General features: G+C 37.7%; 13 protein-coding genes. All 13 read left to right on the top strand.

Annotated features, from left to right (window positions below; genetic code table 11):
* Positions 1–10: 10 nt before the first annotated feature.
* The 13 genes from BLR62_RS07915 to BLR62_RS07855 all read left to right on the top strand — a co-directional run bounded on the left by BLR62_RS07915 (position 11) and on the right by BLR62_RS07855 (position 17,094).
* Positions 11–1,747, top strand: coding sequence for a sensor histidine kinase (locus tag BLR62_RS07915; protein WP_090795566.1), 1,737 nt, complete (start codon positions 11–13; stop codon positions 1,745–1,747).
* 397 nt (positions 1,748–2,144) lie between these two features.
* Positions 2,145–3,809: an ABC transporter substrate-binding protein gene (locus BLR62_RS07910; protein ID WP_090795729.1), complete on the top strand. Its 1,665-nt coding sequence runs from the start codon at positions 2,145–2,147 to the stop codon at positions 3,807–3,809.
* 224 nt (positions 3,810–4,033) lie between these two features.
* Complete coding sequence (locus BLR62_RS07905) at positions 4,034–5,011, top strand: ABC transporter permease (protein ID WP_245719431.1); 978 nt, start codon at positions 4,034–4,036, stop codon at positions 5,009–5,011.
* Positions 5,012–5,023: 12 nt separating this feature from the next.
* The gene (locus BLR62_RS07900; protein WP_090795564.1) at positions 5,024–5,950 is read left to right on the top strand and encodes a carbohydrate ABC transporter permease; all 927 of its coding nucleotides are present in this window, start codon (positions 5,024–5,026) and stop codon (positions 5,948–5,950) included.
* A gap of 76 nt (positions 5,951–6,026) precedes the next feature.
* A complete protein-coding gene (locus BLR62_RS07895) occupies positions 6,027–8,066 on the top strand; it encodes an alpha-glucuronidase (RefSeq protein WP_090795561.1) in 2,040 nt (679 codons plus the stop codon).
* A gap of 21 nt (positions 8,067–8,087) precedes the next feature.
* Entirely contained in the window at positions 8,088–9,158 is a 1,071-nt protein-coding gene (gene uxuA / locus BLR62_RS07890) for a mannonate dehydratase (protein WP_090795559.1), read from the top strand.
* A complete protein-coding gene (locus tag BLR62_RS07885; protein WP_090795557.1) occupies positions 9,155–10,000 on the top strand; it encodes an SDR family oxidoreductase in 846 nt (281 codons plus the stop codon). Before uxuA ends, BLR62_RS07885 begins: the two co-directional genes overlap by 4 nt.
* A gap of 12 nt (positions 10,001–10,012) precedes the next feature.
* Complete coding sequence (locus BLR62_RS07880; RefSeq protein ID WP_090795555.1) at positions 10,013–10,645, top strand: bifunctional 4-hydroxy-2-oxoglutarate aldolase/2-dehydro-3-deoxy-phosphogluconate aldolase; 633 nt, start codon at positions 10,013–10,015, stop codon at positions 10,643–10,645.
* 2 nt (positions 10,646–10,647) lie between these two features.
* Positions 10,648–11,622, top strand: coding sequence for a sugar kinase (locus tag BLR62_RS07875; RefSeq protein WP_090795553.1), 975 nt, complete (start codon positions 10,648–10,650; stop codon positions 11,620–11,622).
* 14 nt (positions 11,623–11,636) lie between these two features.
* Positions 11,637–13,040, top strand: coding sequence for a glucuronate isomerase (gene uxaC / locus BLR62_RS07870; RefSeq protein WP_090795551.1), 1,404 nt, complete (start codon positions 11,637–11,639; stop codon positions 13,038–13,040).
* A 155-nt stretch (positions 13,041–13,195) separates the two neighbouring features.
* Positions 13,196–14,515, top strand: a complete 1,320-nt coding sequence (gene xylA, locus BLR62_RS07865) for a xylose isomerase (RefSeq protein ID WP_090795548.1) — start codon at positions 13,196–13,198, stop codon at positions 14,513–14,515.
* 77 nt (positions 14,516–14,592) lie between these two features.
* Complete coding sequence (gene xylB / locus BLR62_RS07860) at positions 14,593–16,086, top strand: xylulokinase (RefSeq protein ID WP_090795547.1); 1,494 nt, start codon at positions 14,593–14,595, stop codon at positions 16,084–16,086.
* A 27-nt stretch (positions 16,087–16,113) separates the two neighbouring features.
* Positions 16,114–17,094, top strand: a complete 981-nt coding sequence (locus BLR62_RS07855; protein ID WP_090795545.1) for an endo-1,4-beta-xylanase — start codon at positions 16,114–16,116, stop codon at positions 17,092–17,094.
* The last annotated feature ends 121 nt before the right edge of the window (positions 17,095–17,215 follow it).

Below are 17,215 nucleotides of genomic sequence, written 5' to 3'. Positions count from 1 at the left end.
GGCGGTCTATATGAAGAAATTGATGCAGTCCTTTAATGATTTAAAGCTACGCAACAAATTTTTAATTGTATATTTTTTGTCTGTTTTTTTACCAATCGTCGTATCGAACACTGTTTTTTATTCGATTACGACAGAACGTTTTCTTGAACAGAAGCAGACGGATGTTGACTTAGTCGTTGATCAAACAAAAGAAGAATTCACAAGGCTTATTGATCAAGCGATTGGTATGGCGACAACTTTATATTTAGATGTGCGTCTATACAACTTCTTTGATACTGAATATGAATCAGCAATCGATTATGTTGAAGCTTACAATTACGTACTCAGGCAATTAGGGACATCGATGCCGCTTTATAACTCGATTCAAGAATTGAATTTCTATACAGATAATCCAACGGTTATTTACACAGGCGGTGTGCATCCTGTAACAAATGAGACACTTAATACAGAATGGTATAATGAGACAAAAGGGACAGATCGCCCGTATTTATATCGAGAAACATCAGAGCAGTCCCATATTAATCTATCTCTATTTAAAGAATTAGATTACTATCATCTGTTCCATGACTTTGAAAAATTCATCCGTATTGATATTAATAATGTGGCAATAGAACAAGTTTTTGATAATGTCACATTACAAGGGGATTTGTTCTTGTTGGATGGCCATGGACATATTGTGTATTCTAGTCATGACTCGATCGAATGGGAATCTGATCTTATCTCATTTGATCAGGCAGAATTACCGGATCAGTATATGAGCTCAAGTCAAACGATCGAAGATGATTACTTAGATCAATGGGAGATTGTAGGTGTTGTGGATTCTTCAACTTTTACGGATGAACTAATGGAATCAACTTGGTATTTATTTATTTTGGGGTTGATTAATTTTATCTTACCGACCTTTATTATCGTTTTCATTTCTAAATCCATTCATTCACGAATTGATAAAGTATTGAATCATGTTAAAAATATTGAAAAACAACACTTTGAGGAATACCCTTATGTGAAATCAAAAGATGAAATCGGTCAATTGACACGTCAAATCAATCGTATGACACGTAAAATTAATCAGTTATTTAACGAGGTGTTTATTTCTAATTTAGAGAAGAAAGATTTAGAAATAAGAGAAAAACAAGCTCAATTAAGTGCTTTACAAAGTCAAATTAATCCCCATTTTCTCTTTAACTCACTTGAGACAATACGAATGCGTAGTTTGATTAAAGGAGAAACCGAAACAGCTAATATTATCGAAAATATGGCAGGTATTTTTAGAAATGCGATCACTTGGGGACGTGAATGGGTGACGATTCAAGATGAATTAACCCTAATACACGCGTTTTTAGAAATTCAAGTGTACCGTTTCGGAGATAAGTTAACGTTTGATGTTGATGTCGATGATTCGATCTATGATTCTAAGATTCCAAACTTATCGATCCTACCTTTTGTTGAAAATGCGAGTATACATGGGATTGAGCCCCTTAAAGATCAAGGTAAAATCACCATTCGTATTAAAGAGGAAAATGATGTGATTACCTTTATGATTCAAGATAATGGTTTAGGTATTCCAGAAGATCGATTAGAAACTATCTTAAAACAACTAGACAACCCAGAAGATATGGGTGAAAATGTCGGTGTTCAAAATGTTTACTATCGTTTAAAGTTGTATTATAAAGATAACTTTTCTTTTAATATTGAAACAGAACCTGAAAGAGGAACGAGAATTACAATTCAACTACCCAAAAATTAATCTTTTTAAAACATCACCTTACTCAATGGGTGATGTTTTTTAATGTTTCAAAAATCTATAGTTTTTAAAACATTATCTAAACAGAGTGGACTTATTGATGAAAATTAATGAAAAATGTCGTTTTTCGATTAAAACAATCCCAAATTTAAATCGTTAATGAACGAATTGTATAGAAAATTAGGGAAGGAATGAACGGTCAATCATAGACAGGGCAGGCACTGAAGAATAATCTAACCATTTGATCTATAATTTATAGGGATAGCACTTTAGTTTGTAGTGGTGAATAACATCTTTGTAAGCGCTATAATGAAAGTGCTTTCATAAAAGGGAGCAAAAATAACTTTTCTAAAAAGAAAGGGGTAATCAAGTGGTTAAAAAGAAATCGTTTTTGTTGTTCATGTTAGTCGGTTTCATGCTGTTGTTCGTTGCATGTGGTAACGATGATGACGCTGCTGCAACAGATGATGACGAATCAACAGATGAGGAAACAAGTGAAGAAGTATCAGACGAACCTGTCACGTATCACTTCTTCAATGCAACATCAGGTCAGGATTTGCATACAAATGAAACAGAACTAGGTGCTTTGTTTGAAGAGCAAACTGGGGTTAACTTCCAAGTTGAGCACTTAGTAGGTGACTTGAACGAACGTATCGGTGTTATGGTCGCTAGTGGTGAATATCCAGATACGATCGCACCACAAGCTGGTCTAGATATGTTATTAGATGCAGGCGCTTTTATTCCGTTAAATGATTTATTAGAAGAACATGGTCCAAATATTTTAGAAATGTACGACGATTATATCGATCGTTTCACATTACCAGACGGAAATATTTATTACATTCCATTTGGTGCGAATGTTAACGAATACCAACCGATCCCTAACACGGACCAAGGTGCTTTCTGGATGCAACGTGGTATTTTGAAAGAAGCGGGCTTCCCAGAAGTAAACACACTTGATGAATACTTTGACTTAATCACAGATTATGCAGATGAAAACCCAGAGATTGATGGTATGAACACAGTGCCATTCACTGGACTAACGTATGATACAAGTTTCTTCGTATTCTCAAACGTACCAATGCACTTAGCTGGTTATCCAAATGACGGTGGTGTCATCGTTGATATGGATACACATGAGGCAAATGTTTATGGTGATTCAGAGTATGCTGAAGACTACTTAAGAAAACTAAATGAATTAAATGCTGAAGGTTATATTGATCAAGAAATGTTCGTTATGAACTATGATGATTATTTAGCGAAATTATCATCAGGCCGTGTATTAGGGTTCTTCGATTATGGATGGAACTTCGCTCAAGCACGTATTGCGATTGAAGATATGGGTGATCCAGACAAAGAATACATTGCACTTCCAATCACATTTGATGAAAGCATTGAAGATCAGTACATGGATCCTCCTGCATTCACACAAAACCGCGGTGTTGGTATTACAGTGGATGCAGAAAATCCAGAGCGTATTATCCAATTCTGGGATAACTTAATTAAAGAAGAGAACCAACGTAAAGTAATGTGGGGCTATGAAGGCGAGCACTACGAAGTTGATGAAGATGGTCGTTACTACAGAACTGATGAGCAAATTGAACTTACTAGTGATCAAGACTGGAGAGAAGATTTCGGTATGACGACATTTGAATGGGATTGGCCACGTATTAACGGTTCATTCTCAGATGGAAATGCAGTTGAACCTCGTCGTCAGCCAGAAGTTGCATTAGCTGAATATGATGAAGATGATATGGAATATCTTGAAGCTTATGATATTGATACATTCTCTGAATTATTTGCAGCACCACAAGATCGTCCTTGGTTCCCTGCATGGAGTGCCAATGTAGAGCAAGGTTCTGATCCACAAATCTTTGAAGAACGTTCTGATGAGGTCTTAAAGCGTCACTATCCTCGAATTGTTTTAGCAGAGCCTGAAGATTTCGATGATGAGTGGAATGAATTTGTTGAAGCGTATCGTTCTCTGGATGTAGAGGCATATGAGGAATACTTCACACGAGTTGTTCAAGAACGTCTAGATGGGAACTGGCAATTTGCCGATTAACAATTGATAGAATAAGGCTGTAGCAGGCACCCCCCCCGCTTGCTACAAGCCTTATTTTATAAAAAATGTGTAACCTTAAGTCTATTTCAAATTAGTTTGGAAAAATAGGCGGATTGATTTAAGAGGCGCAAAATTTCTTAAATGGTTACTCGCTTACATAAGCCAGTAGGTTTATTTTTCTAAATTAGTTATTTATAAAAAGTATTCTAAGGAGGGCGAATGATTTGGGACAACCAGTTAATCCTTTAGGCGTGACAAAAGAATTAAAAGGAAAAAGACCCAAGAAAGGTGCTAAACATTTTTTTAAAAAAGCACGTGAACAAAAAGAATTAATGTGGATGAGTATCCCGTTTCTACTATGGTTATTCATCTTTAAATATTTGCCACTCGGTGGTTGGGTCATGTCGTTTCAAGACTTCAGACCAGCTAGAGGTTTTCTAGAGTCGGAGTGGGTTGGGTTTGATCACTTCCGATTTTTATTCACAGATGATCGATTTTTGGAAGTTATGAGAAATACGCTAGCTATGAGTATAATCAACCTTGTATTAGGGTTTGTGACAGCGATTACGCTAGCCGTTCTATTAAATGAGCTTCGAAGTGTAACGTTTAAACGTGTTGTTCAAACAATTAGTTATATGCCTCACTTTTTAAGCTGGGTTGTTGTAGCAGGTTTAGTATCATCTGCTTTGGCAATGGAAGATGGGATTGTCAATATTGTTCTTTTGAACTTAGGTATTATTGACGAACCCGTTATGTGGCTTGGTGTTGGTCAGTTCTTCTGGGGTGTCATTGGTGCAGCAGATGTTTGGAAAATGGTTGGTTGGAATTCAATTATATACTTAGCTGCGATCACCATGATCGACCAAGAACAATATGAAGCAGCAGAAATCGACGGCGCTTCAAGATTACAACGTATTTTGTTTATTACATTACCAGGTATCAGAACAGTTGTCGTTATTTTAATGATTATGAATATTGGATATATTTTAGAGTCTGGTTTTGAAGCGCAATACTTACTGATGAATCCAATGAATATGGACTATGCAGAAAACCTTGATATATTTGTTTTACGTTATGGTATTTCAATGGCCAACTTCTCACTCGCAACTGCGGCCGGAATGTTTAAAACGGTGGTCAGCTTCATATTCTTATTTGGTGCCAATAAGGTTGCAGAAAAACTTGGCGAAGCTCGATTATTTTAGAGGAGGGACATCATGGATATTTTAAGAAAGTTAGCTGGAAAAAGACGTGGAGTTGATGACCTCATTTTCGACACCATAAATGTCATCTTTATGATTTTACTAGTCGTGGTTATGTTATATCCGATGTTAAATACATTTGCAATCTCACTAAATGCGGCAACTGATACCGTCCGTGGTGGTATACACTTACTTCCACGTGAGTTTACACTTTATAATTATGAGCACGTATTCAATAATGCACAAATTATACAAGCAGGCTTTATTTCAGTCATGCGTACGGTGATTGGTACTGGTTTAGGTGTACTTGCTTCAGCTATGGTTGCTTACACGATTTCAAGACCTCACTTCATTTTACGTAAATTTGTAACATTAGCATTTGTTTTAACAATGTATATGAATGCGGGTTTAATTCCAACATATTTACTTCACCGTGAGCTTGGATTAATCGGTACATTTTGGATTTATATTTTCCCGACACTAATTGGTGTATTTAACGTTATCGTTATTCGTTCATTTATTGAAGGTTTACCTGAGACACTATTTGAATCAGCACGTATGGATGGTGCGGGAGAATTTGTGCAATTCTTCAAAATTGCACTTCCACTTGCTTTACCCGTTATCGCAACTGTTTCATTATTCGTAGCCGTTGCTCAGTGGAATCAGTGGTTTGATGTATTTATATACAACTCCTCCTTCCCTGAATTGTCAACGTTACAATATGAGTTAATGAAGGTATTAAGTAACTCGAATGCTGCCTTTGACTCAGGGAGTGCACAAGATGCCTTCGCAGATGCTATAGGTGGGCAACAGGATACGGTTACGCCACAATCGATCCGAGCAGCCATGACGGTTGTTGTATCTGTCCCAATTATTTGTGTTTACCCATTCTTACAGAAATACTTCGTTAAAGGTTTAACAATTGGTGGCGTAAAAGGTTAATGACAAATAAAAAAAGCGTCTAAAGTTATTTATTAGCTTTTGACGCTTTTATTTTCTAAATAAGGGGTTGAACGTTATGTATCGAAAAAATGAAAGGCTTGTGGATGGTTTAGAAGAAGACCAACTGACGAGTTACCGCGCTTGGCTTCAATATCGATCTATTGGAGATGAAGGTTATCAAAAAAAAGTATTAAGTTATTTTTCATCCATCCATTTAGACTGCAATCGTGATGTGATTATAGATCGTGCTTTGGAAGAAATTCAGTTAGCGATGTTTGAAATGGTAGGATTTTCGCCTAACATAAGCCAAAACGGTGGTTCATTTGTAATTAATGTGGATTCGAACTTAGCTAAAGAAGGTTTTCAGGTTAAATCAACAGATTCAGGCCTTACTTTAACAGGAGGAAGTAGTCGAGCTGTCTTATATGGTATTTTCCACATATTAAGAGAAATACAATCAGAAACACCATTGAACACAATGGATTGTTATGAAGCGCCTAAAAATGCTTTTCGTATGATTAATCACTGGGATGATATGAATGGTGATGTGGAAAGAGGGTATGCAGGCCAATCCTTTTTCTATGATGATTATCAATTTATAAAAGACAGAGCTCGTATCCATGATTATGCTCGATTGTTAAGCTCGGTAGGCATTAATGCTTTAACGATTAATAATGTCAATGTTCATCAAGTTGAGTCACATTTAATTACGGATAAGTACTTAGATGAGGTTAAACAGACATCTGATATTTTCAATCAATATGGGATTACGATGTACTTAAGTATTAATTATGCGTCACCAATTGAATTTGGAGGGTTAGATACAGCCGATCCATTAGATGAGCGAGTGATTCAATTTTGGAAACAAACGGTTCAACATGTTTATAAGCGTGTCCCTCAATTAGGTGGTTTCTTGGTGAAAGCTGATTCTGAAAATCGACCAGGACCGTTTACATATGATCGTAATCATGCCGAAGGGGCAAACATGTTAGCTGATGCGTTAGCACCGTTCGGTGGCATCGTCATCTGGCGCTGTTTTGTTTATAACTGTAAACAAGATTGGCGTGATCGTAAAACAGACCGGGCGCGAGCTGCATATGATCATTTTATGCCACTTGATGGTCAGTTTAAAGATAATGTGGTGTTACAAATTAAAAATGGACCGATGGATTTCCAAGTCCGTGAACCTGTTTCACCATTAATTGGTGGACTAGAAAAAACGAATCAATTTTTAGAATTTCAAATTGCACAAGAATACTTAGGCCAACAACGTCATCTTGTGTATTTAATTCCTCAATGGAAAGAAGTACTAGCCTTTGATACACAAGCCAAAGGTGAAGGTACACAGGTAAAGGATATCGTTAGTGGTGACGTATTTGATCAATCGATCTCAGGCATTGTCGCTGTTTCAAATGTTGGTAATGATTATAATTGGACAGGTCATACAATGGCTCAATTAAATCTATATGGTTATGGTCGATTAATTTGGAATCCGGATTTATCGGCTGAAGCGATCGCACTGGAATGGACTAAGCAAACATTTGGACGTGATCATCACGTTGTTGATCACATCATGCAGATGGTGATGCCTTCATGGGAGATTTATGAAAATTACACCTCGCCACTTGGCATTGGGTGGATGGTGAATGTGAGTCACCATTATGGTCCTAATATTGATGGTTATGAGTATATGGCTTGGGGAACCTATCATTTTGCAGATCGAGACGGAATTGGTGTCGATCGTACGATTGAAACAGGTACAGGATACGCAGGACAATATCATCCCGTAAACCGTGATGTCTATAATGCGCTTGAGTCGTGTCCGGATGAGTTGTTGTTATTTTTCCATCATGTTCCGTATACGCATCAGTTAAAGAGTGGTAAAACCGTAATTCAACATATTTATGATACACACTTTAAAGGTGTTGAGCAGGTTGAAGCCATGATCGATGATTGGCAACAACTGAAAAATAAAGTTGATGAAAGACGTTTTAAAGATGTATCCGAAAGACTGGATCACCAGCTGTATATGGCTAAAGAGTGGCGTGACATCATTAATACGTATTTCTATCGTAAATCGGGCATTGATGATCAACACAAACGAACGATTTATTAAAACAAAGGGAGGCATCTCACCATGAAGATGACATTTAGGTGGTTTGGTCGCGATGATAAGATTCCGTTAAACTATATCAAACAAATCCCAGGCATGACAGGCGTTGTTGGAGGTATATTTCATATACCAGCTGGAGAGGATTGGCCGGAAGAAGATATAGATGAATTAGTTAATAAAGCAAAAGAGGCAAACCTAGAATTAGAAGTGATCGAAAGTGTTAATGTACACGATGATATTAAACTAGGTTTGCCATCTAGAGACCAGTATATTGAAAACTATAAATCGACGATGCGAAAACTAAGTAAACGTGGCGTAAAAGTAATCTGTTACAATTTTATGCCAATATTTGACTGGACACGATCAGACTTAGCGATGCCATTACCTGACGGTTCAACTGCTTTAAGTTATGAACGAGATAAGGTTGAAGGCATTGATCCAAATGAATTGATCGACCGTATTTCAAAAGAATCAAAAGGTCATGCGATGCCTGGTTGGGAACCGGAGCGACTTGCTCATATTGCGACACTTTTTGAACAGTATGATGGCATGACAGAAGAAGGATTATTTAATAATCTTGTTTACTTTTTAGAACAAGTCATTCCTGTCGCAAAAGAATGCGATATTAAAATGGCGATTCATCCGGATGATCCACCGTGGTCTGTATTTAATTTACCACGTATTGTTAAAAATGAAGCGGATATTAATCGTATTTTACAAGCGGTTGATGAGCCAGAAAACGGTATAACACTTTGTTCAGGATCTCTTGGAGCCAATCGTGATAATGATTTACCTCAAATTTTTGATCAGGTCATTCAGCGTGATCGAGCACCATTCATTCACATTCGTAATGTGACGCATAATGAAAAAGGTGACTTTCACGAGGTTGATCACCGAGAGTATAGCGGGAGTGTTGATGTAAGAAAACTGATATCGGTTTTGCATCAGCATGATTACAAAGGATACGTTAGACCGGATCATGGTCGCATGATTTGGGGCGAAGATTCACGTCCGGGCTATGGTCTTTATGACCGTGCTTTAGGTGCTGTTTATATGCAAGGTATTTGGGATTGTTTAGAGGAGGAGAGATCGTGAAGCCTGTACATACGAATTTAAAAGGAAAAGTTGCTGTTGTGACAGGTGGTGGCGGAGTACTTTGTGGTTCAATGGCTAAAGAATTAGCAACACACGGTATGAAAATTGCTATTTTAAATTTAACGAAAGATAAAGGAGATCAAGTTGCAGAATCTATCAAACAAGAGGGTGGAGAAGCAATATCTGTTTTTTGTGATGTAACGAAGCGCGATGTTGTAGAAAAAGCAAAAGATGAGGTAGTTAATACATTTGGTCAGGTGGATCTATTAATTAATGGTGCGGGTGGTAATCATCCGGAAGGTTCTACGACAAATGAAATATATGATGAGGCAGATGTTGAGGATGATACTGTACGAAGCTTTTTTGATTTAACACAAGAAGGGTTTGACTTTGTCTTTAATTTAAATTTAATGGGGACATTGATTCCTTCACAAGTGTTCACCAAAGAATTGCTTAAAACGAAGGGATCTATTCTTAATATGTCATCAATGAGCGCCCCATCACCTATGACAAAAGTGCCTGCTTATAGTGCGGCAAAGGCTGGAATAGATAATTTCACACAATGGATGGCTGTCCACTTTGGTCAAACGGGAATTCGAGTAAATGCGATTGCACCGGGATTTTTCTTAACAGAACAAAACCGTCAGCTTTTAACGAATGAAGACGGCTCTTATACACCTCGAACGGAAAAAATATTATCTCAGACACCTATGGATCGCTTAGGGAAACCTGAAGATTTACATGGTGCGCTACTTTGGCTAGCGGATGATACGTATAGTCGTTTCGTAACCGGTATTAGTGTTCCGGTTGATGGTGGATTTATGGCGTATTCTGGTGTATAGGAGGATTTGAAAATGGATATGATAACCGCCCTGAAACAACATAAACTGGTCGCCATCTGCCGTCAAGTTCCCAGTGAACATATTATAAAGACTGTTAAGGCTATTGTAGATGGTGGGATTAAATTTATTGAAGTGACGATGGATAAAGAAGGAGCAGCTGAAGACATTAAACAATTGACCACCCACTTTAATCAAGATGATGTATACATAGGTGCGGGTACAGTTTTAAATGAGAAAGATGCCAAAGCTGCTATAGATGCAGGGGCAGAATTTATCGTCTCCCCACACCTGTCTAAGGACGTCATTAATTATGCGAATGATCATCATGTTCCTGTTTTTCCAGGAACACTCACTCCAACAGAAGTGCAAACAGCTTATGAATGGGGTTGTCAATTTGTCAAGATTTTCCCAGCAGGTGCCATGGGTGCATCTTATATTAAAAATATTAAAGGCCCGCTTGGTCATGTCGATGTTATGGCAACAGGTGGTGTTGATTTAGATAATTTAGCTATGTTTATTAAAAACGGTGCGTCTGCGATTGGTTTAGGTAGTCAACTCGTCAATTTAAAAGCTGTTAAACAAGGAGATTATCAATCAGTTGAAGAAGTAGCTAAACAGTATATAGATGTCTTAAAGGAGTGCTAAACATGACCGAATTGGTTACTTTCGGTGAAAGCATGGTTCTATTTTACCCACGATTTGAGAATGGAATTGAATCAAGCCAGCAGTTCACAAAAGCTATTGGTGGAGCCGAATCTAATATCGCTTTAGCGTTAGCAAGACTTAATCATTCTGTGAGATGGATCAGTCAATTAGGGGCTGATCCATTTGGTGATTATATTTTAAAAACGTTAAAAGGAGAAGGTGTAGATACAAGCTTTGTAGAACAAACCTCAGACTATCCAACTGGTATTTACTTTAAAGAAAAACGTCCACTTAGAAATCCAGCTGTTTACTATTACCGCCGAGACTCAGCTGCGAGTCAATTATCACCTTCTGATTTCAGTGATGACTGGATTCACGATACTCAGTTTGTTCATGTTACAGGTATTACCCCTGCGCTAAATGAGCAAATGTTTCAGCTAACTAAGGCAGTTATGAAGCGGGCTAAAGAACTTGAAAAACGCGTCGTATTCGATCCGAATATTCGATTTAAATTATGGTCAGAAAAGGAGGCGAAACAGAAGTTATTTGAGTTACTGCCATACTGTGATGTTTTTTTGCCGGGAGAAGAAGAGCTTGATTGTTTATTCGGTTCAGATATGAGTGAGTTGGATCTATTTGATTCGATACATGACTTAGGTATTCGATTAATTGTAGTGAAAAAAGGAGCAGAAGGAGCTGTTGCTTCGTTTGATTCTAAACGAATAAGCGCCCCTCCGTATAAGGTTGAACAGGTTATTGACACAGTTGGAGCAGGTGATGCTTTTGCAGCCGGTTTATTACATGAGTTAATGAAAATCCCGTTCGATAACTTATCAACAGATGATGTTAGAACATGTTTGAAAACAGCAACGACTTTGGGTGCATATGCCACCCAATTTAGCGGTGATTGGGAAGGAGCACCTACTCAAACTGTATTAAATGATTTGTTAGGTGAGAGTGAGATTCTTGATCGATAAGAAAGGAGAAAACCATGTCAAAACCTTTTATACACGACCAATTTTTACTGCAGTCAGAAACGAGTGAATGGTTGTATCATGATTACGCCAAAGATTTACCGATCATTGACTATCATTGCCACTTGTCTCCAAAAGAAATCGCAGATAACGAACTGTTTGAATCAATCACAGATATATGGTTATCAGGTGACCATTATAAGTGGAGAGCAATGCGTGCTTTTGGAGTTGATGAAGCTTACATTACAGGTAATGCGTCAAAAGAAGAAAAATTTATGAAATGGGCAGAAGTGGTACCTAAAACCTTAGGTAACCCTCTTTATCATTGGACGCATTTAGAGTTATCACGCTATTTCGGTATAGATGAGTTGCTCAGTCCTGATACTGCAAAAGACATTTGGCAAGAGACGAATCGTCTACTTCAAACACATGCCTTTCGTCCGAAGTCAATTATTAAACGTTCGAATGTGGAAGCGATTTGTACGACTGATGCGCCCGTTGATACGTTAAGTCATCATCGTGAAATTGAGAAAGATACACAATTTGATACAAAGGTGCTGCCAACACTAAGACCAGACACATTACTTCAATATGATATGGATTCATTTTACGAAAATCTAAGAGCTATTGAAATTTATTATGATCAAGAAGTGTCAGATGAAAAAACAATGAAAGTATTGTTAAGAAAGATGGTTAATTTCTTTCACGAGTCAGGATGTCGATTAGCTGATTTTGGTATGCAACGCTTGAATTTTGAACCTGTTCACACTTCGCAATTTGATCAAATTATGGTGAAAATAAAGAAACAAATACCATTAAGTTTTGTGGAGAAAACACAGTACCAAACAGCTGTAATCATCGAATTCGCTCATTTATTCCATGAATATGATTGGGTGATGCAACTTCATATTGGAGCGATTCGTGATAACAATACGCGAATGTATCATCAAGCTGGTAAAGATAGTGGTTTTGATTCAATTGATGATTTTCTAATCGCAAAACCGCTTAATCAATTGTTAGATGCGATTGACCAGACCGATCAATTACCACAGACAATTATTTATAATCTGAACCCTAACCATAATGAAGTCATCGCAACAACGATTGGAAATTTCCAAACAGGTAATCGTATTGGTAAAGTACAATTTGGCTCTGGTTGGTGGTTTAATGATCAAAAGCGAGGTATGGAAAGGCAAATTAATGACTTAGCGCACTTTAGTTATTTACAAACGTTTGTCGGTATGTTGACAGATTCAAGAAGCTTTTTATCTTATACACGACATGAATATTTCAGACGAATTTTAGCAAACATCGTTGGAGAGTGGGTTGAAGAAGGACTTGTGCCAAATGATAAACAGATGTTAGGACAACTCATGACAGATATTTGTTATCAGAATGCTAAAAACTACTTTGCCTTTTAAGAGTATGATCGCGTTTCTTCATTAAATAGTAAAAATAAATAATGAAAGCGGTAAAATTATTTATAAAAACTTAGTTAATTCAATGGACTAACTAAGTTAAACGTGATAGAATACAATTATCAAATCTTAAGAAACTATATTAGGAGGTTTTGGGCTTGGCATATTTCAATGAAATTCCAAAAGTAAAGTATGAAGGACGTCATTCAGATAACCCGTACGCATTTAAATTTTATAACCCTGAAGAAAAAATCGGTGGTAAATCGATGGAAGAAATCCTGAGATTCGGTGTTGCTTATTGGCACACATTCACAGGTGACGGTGGAGATCCATTTGGTGCTGGTACAGCAATCCGTCCATGGGATCACTTAAAAGGAATGGATCTAGCGAAAGCACGCGTTGACGCTGCATTTGAATTCTTTAACAAAATTGATGCACCATTCTTCTGTTTCCACGATGTAGATATTGCACCTGAGGGTGACACATTACGTGAATCAAACCAAAATGTTGATACAATTGTTGACATGATGGAAGATTACATGAAAGATAGCAAAACAAAACTATTATGGAACACAGCGAATATGTTTACAAATCCTCGCTGGACTCATGGTGCTGGTACATCATCTAATGCTGATGTATATGCTTATGCAGCAGCGAAAGTTAAAAAAGGTTTAGAAGTTGGTAAGCGTCTAGGAAGTGAAAACTACGTATTCTGGGGTGGCCGTGAAGGTTACGAATCACTATTAAACACAGATACGAAACTAGAGCAAGATAACCTTGCTAAGCTTTATCATATGGCAATTGACTACTCTAAAGAAATTGGCTTTGATGCTCAATTCTTAATCGAACCGAAACCAAAAGAGCCAACAACTCATCAATATGATTTTGATGTTGCAACAGCAACAGCGTTCTTACAAAAATATGACTTAGCAGATCACTTCAAATTTAACATTGAAGCAAACCACGCAACACTTGCAGGTCATTCATTTGAGCATGAATTACGTGTTGCACGTGAAAACAACATGTTAGGTTCAGTGGATGCCAACCAAGGTGACTTATTACTTGGATGGGATACAGATGAGTTCCCAACTGATCTATATTCTGCATCACTTGCTATGTATGAAATCCTTAAGAATGGCGGTCTAGGCCGTGGTGGATTGAACTTTGATGCGAAAGTACGTCGTGGATCATTTGAAACAGAAGATCTATTCCACGCACATATCGCTGGTATGGATGCGTTTGCTATCGGTTTACGTGTTGCTCAGAAGATGATTGATGATAACTTCTTTGAAGGTATCGCTGATGATCGTTACAAGACATTTAAATCTGATATTGGACAGAAGATTGTTTCAGGTAAAACAAGCCTAGCAGAGCTTGAAAACCATGCAATTGACCTAAAAGATGATGATATCGAAATTCGCTCAGGTCAAGTTGAAAAGATCAAAGCGAAAATGAATCAGTACCTATTAAACATCTAATATAAGCAAAACAATCATGCGAATCGTGCTAGTGTAGCACCATTCGCATGATTTGTATAAAAGGGAGGAACACAAATATGCGTTATGTTGTAGGGGTTGACCTCGGAACAAGTGCTGTAAAAGTATTGCTCGTCTCTCAAGAAGGTGACGTTGTCGATGAAGTATCAAAAGATTACCCGCTTTACCATGACCAACCAGGATATAGTGAACAAGATCCAGAAGATTGGGTGAAACAAACAAAAGCAGCGCTAAAAGAATTAACGGATCGATTAGACGCAGGTTCAACAATCGACGGTTTAAGTTTCTCAGGACAAATGCATGGTCTTGTATTGCTTGATGCAGATAGACGTCCATTAAGACGCGCGATTTTATGGAATGATACACGTACGACAGCAGAGTGTCGTGAGATCGAAGAACTAGTTGGATTAAACCGATTACATGAATTAACGAAAAACCCAGCATTAGAAGGTTTCACACTTCCAAAATTATTATGGGTTAAAAAGCACGAACCTGAAGTTTTTGCTCAGGCAGACGTTTTCTTATTACCAAAAGACTATGTCCGTTATCGCTTAGCCGGGGATTTAAGTATGGATTACTCCGATGCAGCTGGAACACTTCTTCTAAATGTAGCGGATAAAGAGTGGAGTAAAGAGGTTTGTGAAAAAACGGGTATTCCATTTGACTTGTGTCCAAATTTAGTGGGCTCTGAAGAAAAAACAGGAACTATTTTAGAAGATGTTGCAAGTGAAACCGGACTAACAACAGCGACACAAGTATTTGCGGGTGGTGCTGATAATGCATGTGGTGCAATCGGTGCTGGCATTTTAGAAGACGGTCTGACACTGAGCAGTACAGGAACATCTGGTGTTGTCCTTTCTTATGAAGCAACAGGCGACAAAGATTTCCAAGGTCAAGTGCATTACTTTAACCACGGTGACTCTAGTGCCTACTATACAATGGGTGTAACCTTAGCGGCAGGTTATAGCTTGAGCTGGTTTAAAGATACATTTGCGGATGACATTTCTTTTGAAGCACTAGTTGACGAAGCGAAGCAATCAAAAATCGGTGCTAAAGGCATGTTATTTACACCTTATATTGTCGGTGAGCGTACACCGCACCCTGATAGTGCAATCCGTGCAAGCTTTATTGGCGCGCATGCAAGCCATAATAGAGGTGACTTTGCTCGCGCTGTAATTGAAGGGATTACATTTAGCTTAAATGAGTCGGTTCAAATATTCCGCAACAAAGGTAAAACGATCTCTAAAGTTGTTGCAAGTGGTGGTGGTGCTAAAAGTGATCTTTGGTTACAGATTCAAGCGGACGTATTCAACGCAGATGTTGTGACACTATCAAATGAACAAGGTCCTGGTATGGGTGCAGCTATTCTAGCAGCGGTTGGCTCTGGATGGTACCCAACATTAAAAGATTGTGCAAAAGATTTTGTTAGCTATGATAAGACGTATTCCCCAATTGAAGAGAACGTTAAAACATATCAAGCATTATTCAACCTTTATCAAGATGTCTATCACCAAACGAAATCACTTAATCATCAATTAGCAGACTATCGTTAAAGGAAATGACATGAGAGGGGCTTTTATGTGAAGGCATTAAAAGAGCATTTCAAGGATGAGTTTTTGATCGGAGCTGCTGTGAATCAAAACACGATTGATCAAGATGCTGATTTATTAAAAACACAGTTTAATTCGATAACAGCTGAAAATGAGATGAAGTTCGAGGAAATTCATCCCGAGCCAGGCCAGTATGATTTTACAATAGCTGATCGTTTTTTGAAATTTGCTGAAGATCATGATATCAAAATGCGTGGTCATACATTAGTATGGCACAATCAAACACCAGATTGGTTTTTTAAAGATGATAAAGGCGAAGACGTGAGTCGTGATGAGCTTTTGGATCGGATGAAACAGCATATTAAAACGGTCATGACACGTTATAAAGGAAGAATTTATGCGTGGGACGTTGTAAATGAAGCGGTTAGTGATGATGAAGGCGTTGAACTCAGACCATCAAAATGGCTTGAGATTATCGGTGAGGATTTTATTGATTATGCTTTTCAGTTTGCGCACGAAGCCGACCCAGATGCATTACTGTTTTACAACGATTATAACGAATCGAATCCAGATAAAAGAGGGAAAATTTATCGTTTAGTAGACGGGTTAATAAAACGTGATGTACCTATATCAGGTATTGGGTTACAAGCGCATTGGAATTTATATGAGCCAAGCTATCATGATATCGATACAGCGCTTAAACGATATAGCGAACTCGGTTTGACACTCCATATCACGGAGATGGATGTGTCAATGTTCGCATTTAAAGATAAGCGTACCGATGTTTTAAAACCAACTGAAGAAATGCTTGATTTGCAAGCTAAACGCTACAAAGAATTCTTTGGTTTATTTAAAAAATATCAAGAACATATTAGTTGTGTGACGTTCTGGGGTATATCAGATCGTTATACATGGTTGAGTGATTTTCCTGTTAAGGGAAGAATAAATTGGCCATTTCTTTTCGATGAAAAAGGCAAGCCAAAATCAAGTTTTGATGCAGTTGTCAATTAACTAAAGCTCCCCCCACCCTCTTTGACTTATGTCAGAGAGGGTTTTTTAAATTTGAATTGAACTGTACCGTCTGTTTGGTATATTCTATGAGTAGAGTATATGACTTATAAAGTAAAGGACT

The sequence above is a fragment of the Pelagirhabdus alkalitolerans genome, assembly GCF_900096905.1.
Classification (GTDB): Bacteria; Bacillota; Bacilli; order Bacillales; family Amphibacillaceae; genus Pelagirhabdus; species Pelagirhabdus alkalitolerans.
The sequence above is the reverse complement of the archived record's forward strand: the minus strand, read 5'-3'. Positions and strand labels throughout refer to the sequence as shown.

Bases quoted from the DNA above. Each gene is read 5' to 3' on its own strand.
- BLR62_RS07915 (WP_090795566.1), top strand. From the start codon at position 11: ATGAAGAAATTGATGCAGTCCTTTAATGATTTAAAGCTACGCAACAAA.
- BLR62_RS07910 (WP_090795729.1), top strand. From the start codon at position 2,145: ATGTTAGTCGGTTTCATGCTGTTGTTCGTTGCATGTGGTAACGATGAT.
- BLR62_RS07900 (WP_090795564.1), top strand. From the start codon at position 5,024: ATGGATATTTTAAGAAAGTTAGCTGGAAAAAGACGTGGAGTTGATGAC.
- BLR62_RS07895 (WP_090795561.1), top strand. From the start codon at position 6,027: ATGTATCGAAAAAATGAAAGGCTTGTGGATGGTTTAGAAGAAGACCAA.
- uxuA (WP_090795559.1), top strand. From the start codon at position 8,088: ATGAAGATGACATTTAGGTGGTTTGGTCGCGATGATAAGATTCCGTTA.
- BLR62_RS07880 (WP_090795555.1), top strand. From the start codon at position 10,013: ATGGATATGATAACCGCCCTGAAACAACATAAACTGGTCGCCATCTGC.
- BLR62_RS07875 (WP_090795553.1), top strand. From the start codon at position 10,648: ATGACCGAATTGGTTACTTTCGGTGAAAGCATGGTTCTATTTTACCCA.
- uxaC (WP_090795551.1), top strand. From the start codon at position 11,637: ATGTCAAAACCTTTTATACACGACCAATTTTTACTGCAGTCAGAAACG.
- xylB (WP_090795547.1), top strand. From the start codon at position 14,593: ATGCGTTATGTTGTAGGGGTTGACCTCGGAACAAGTGCTGTAAAAGTA.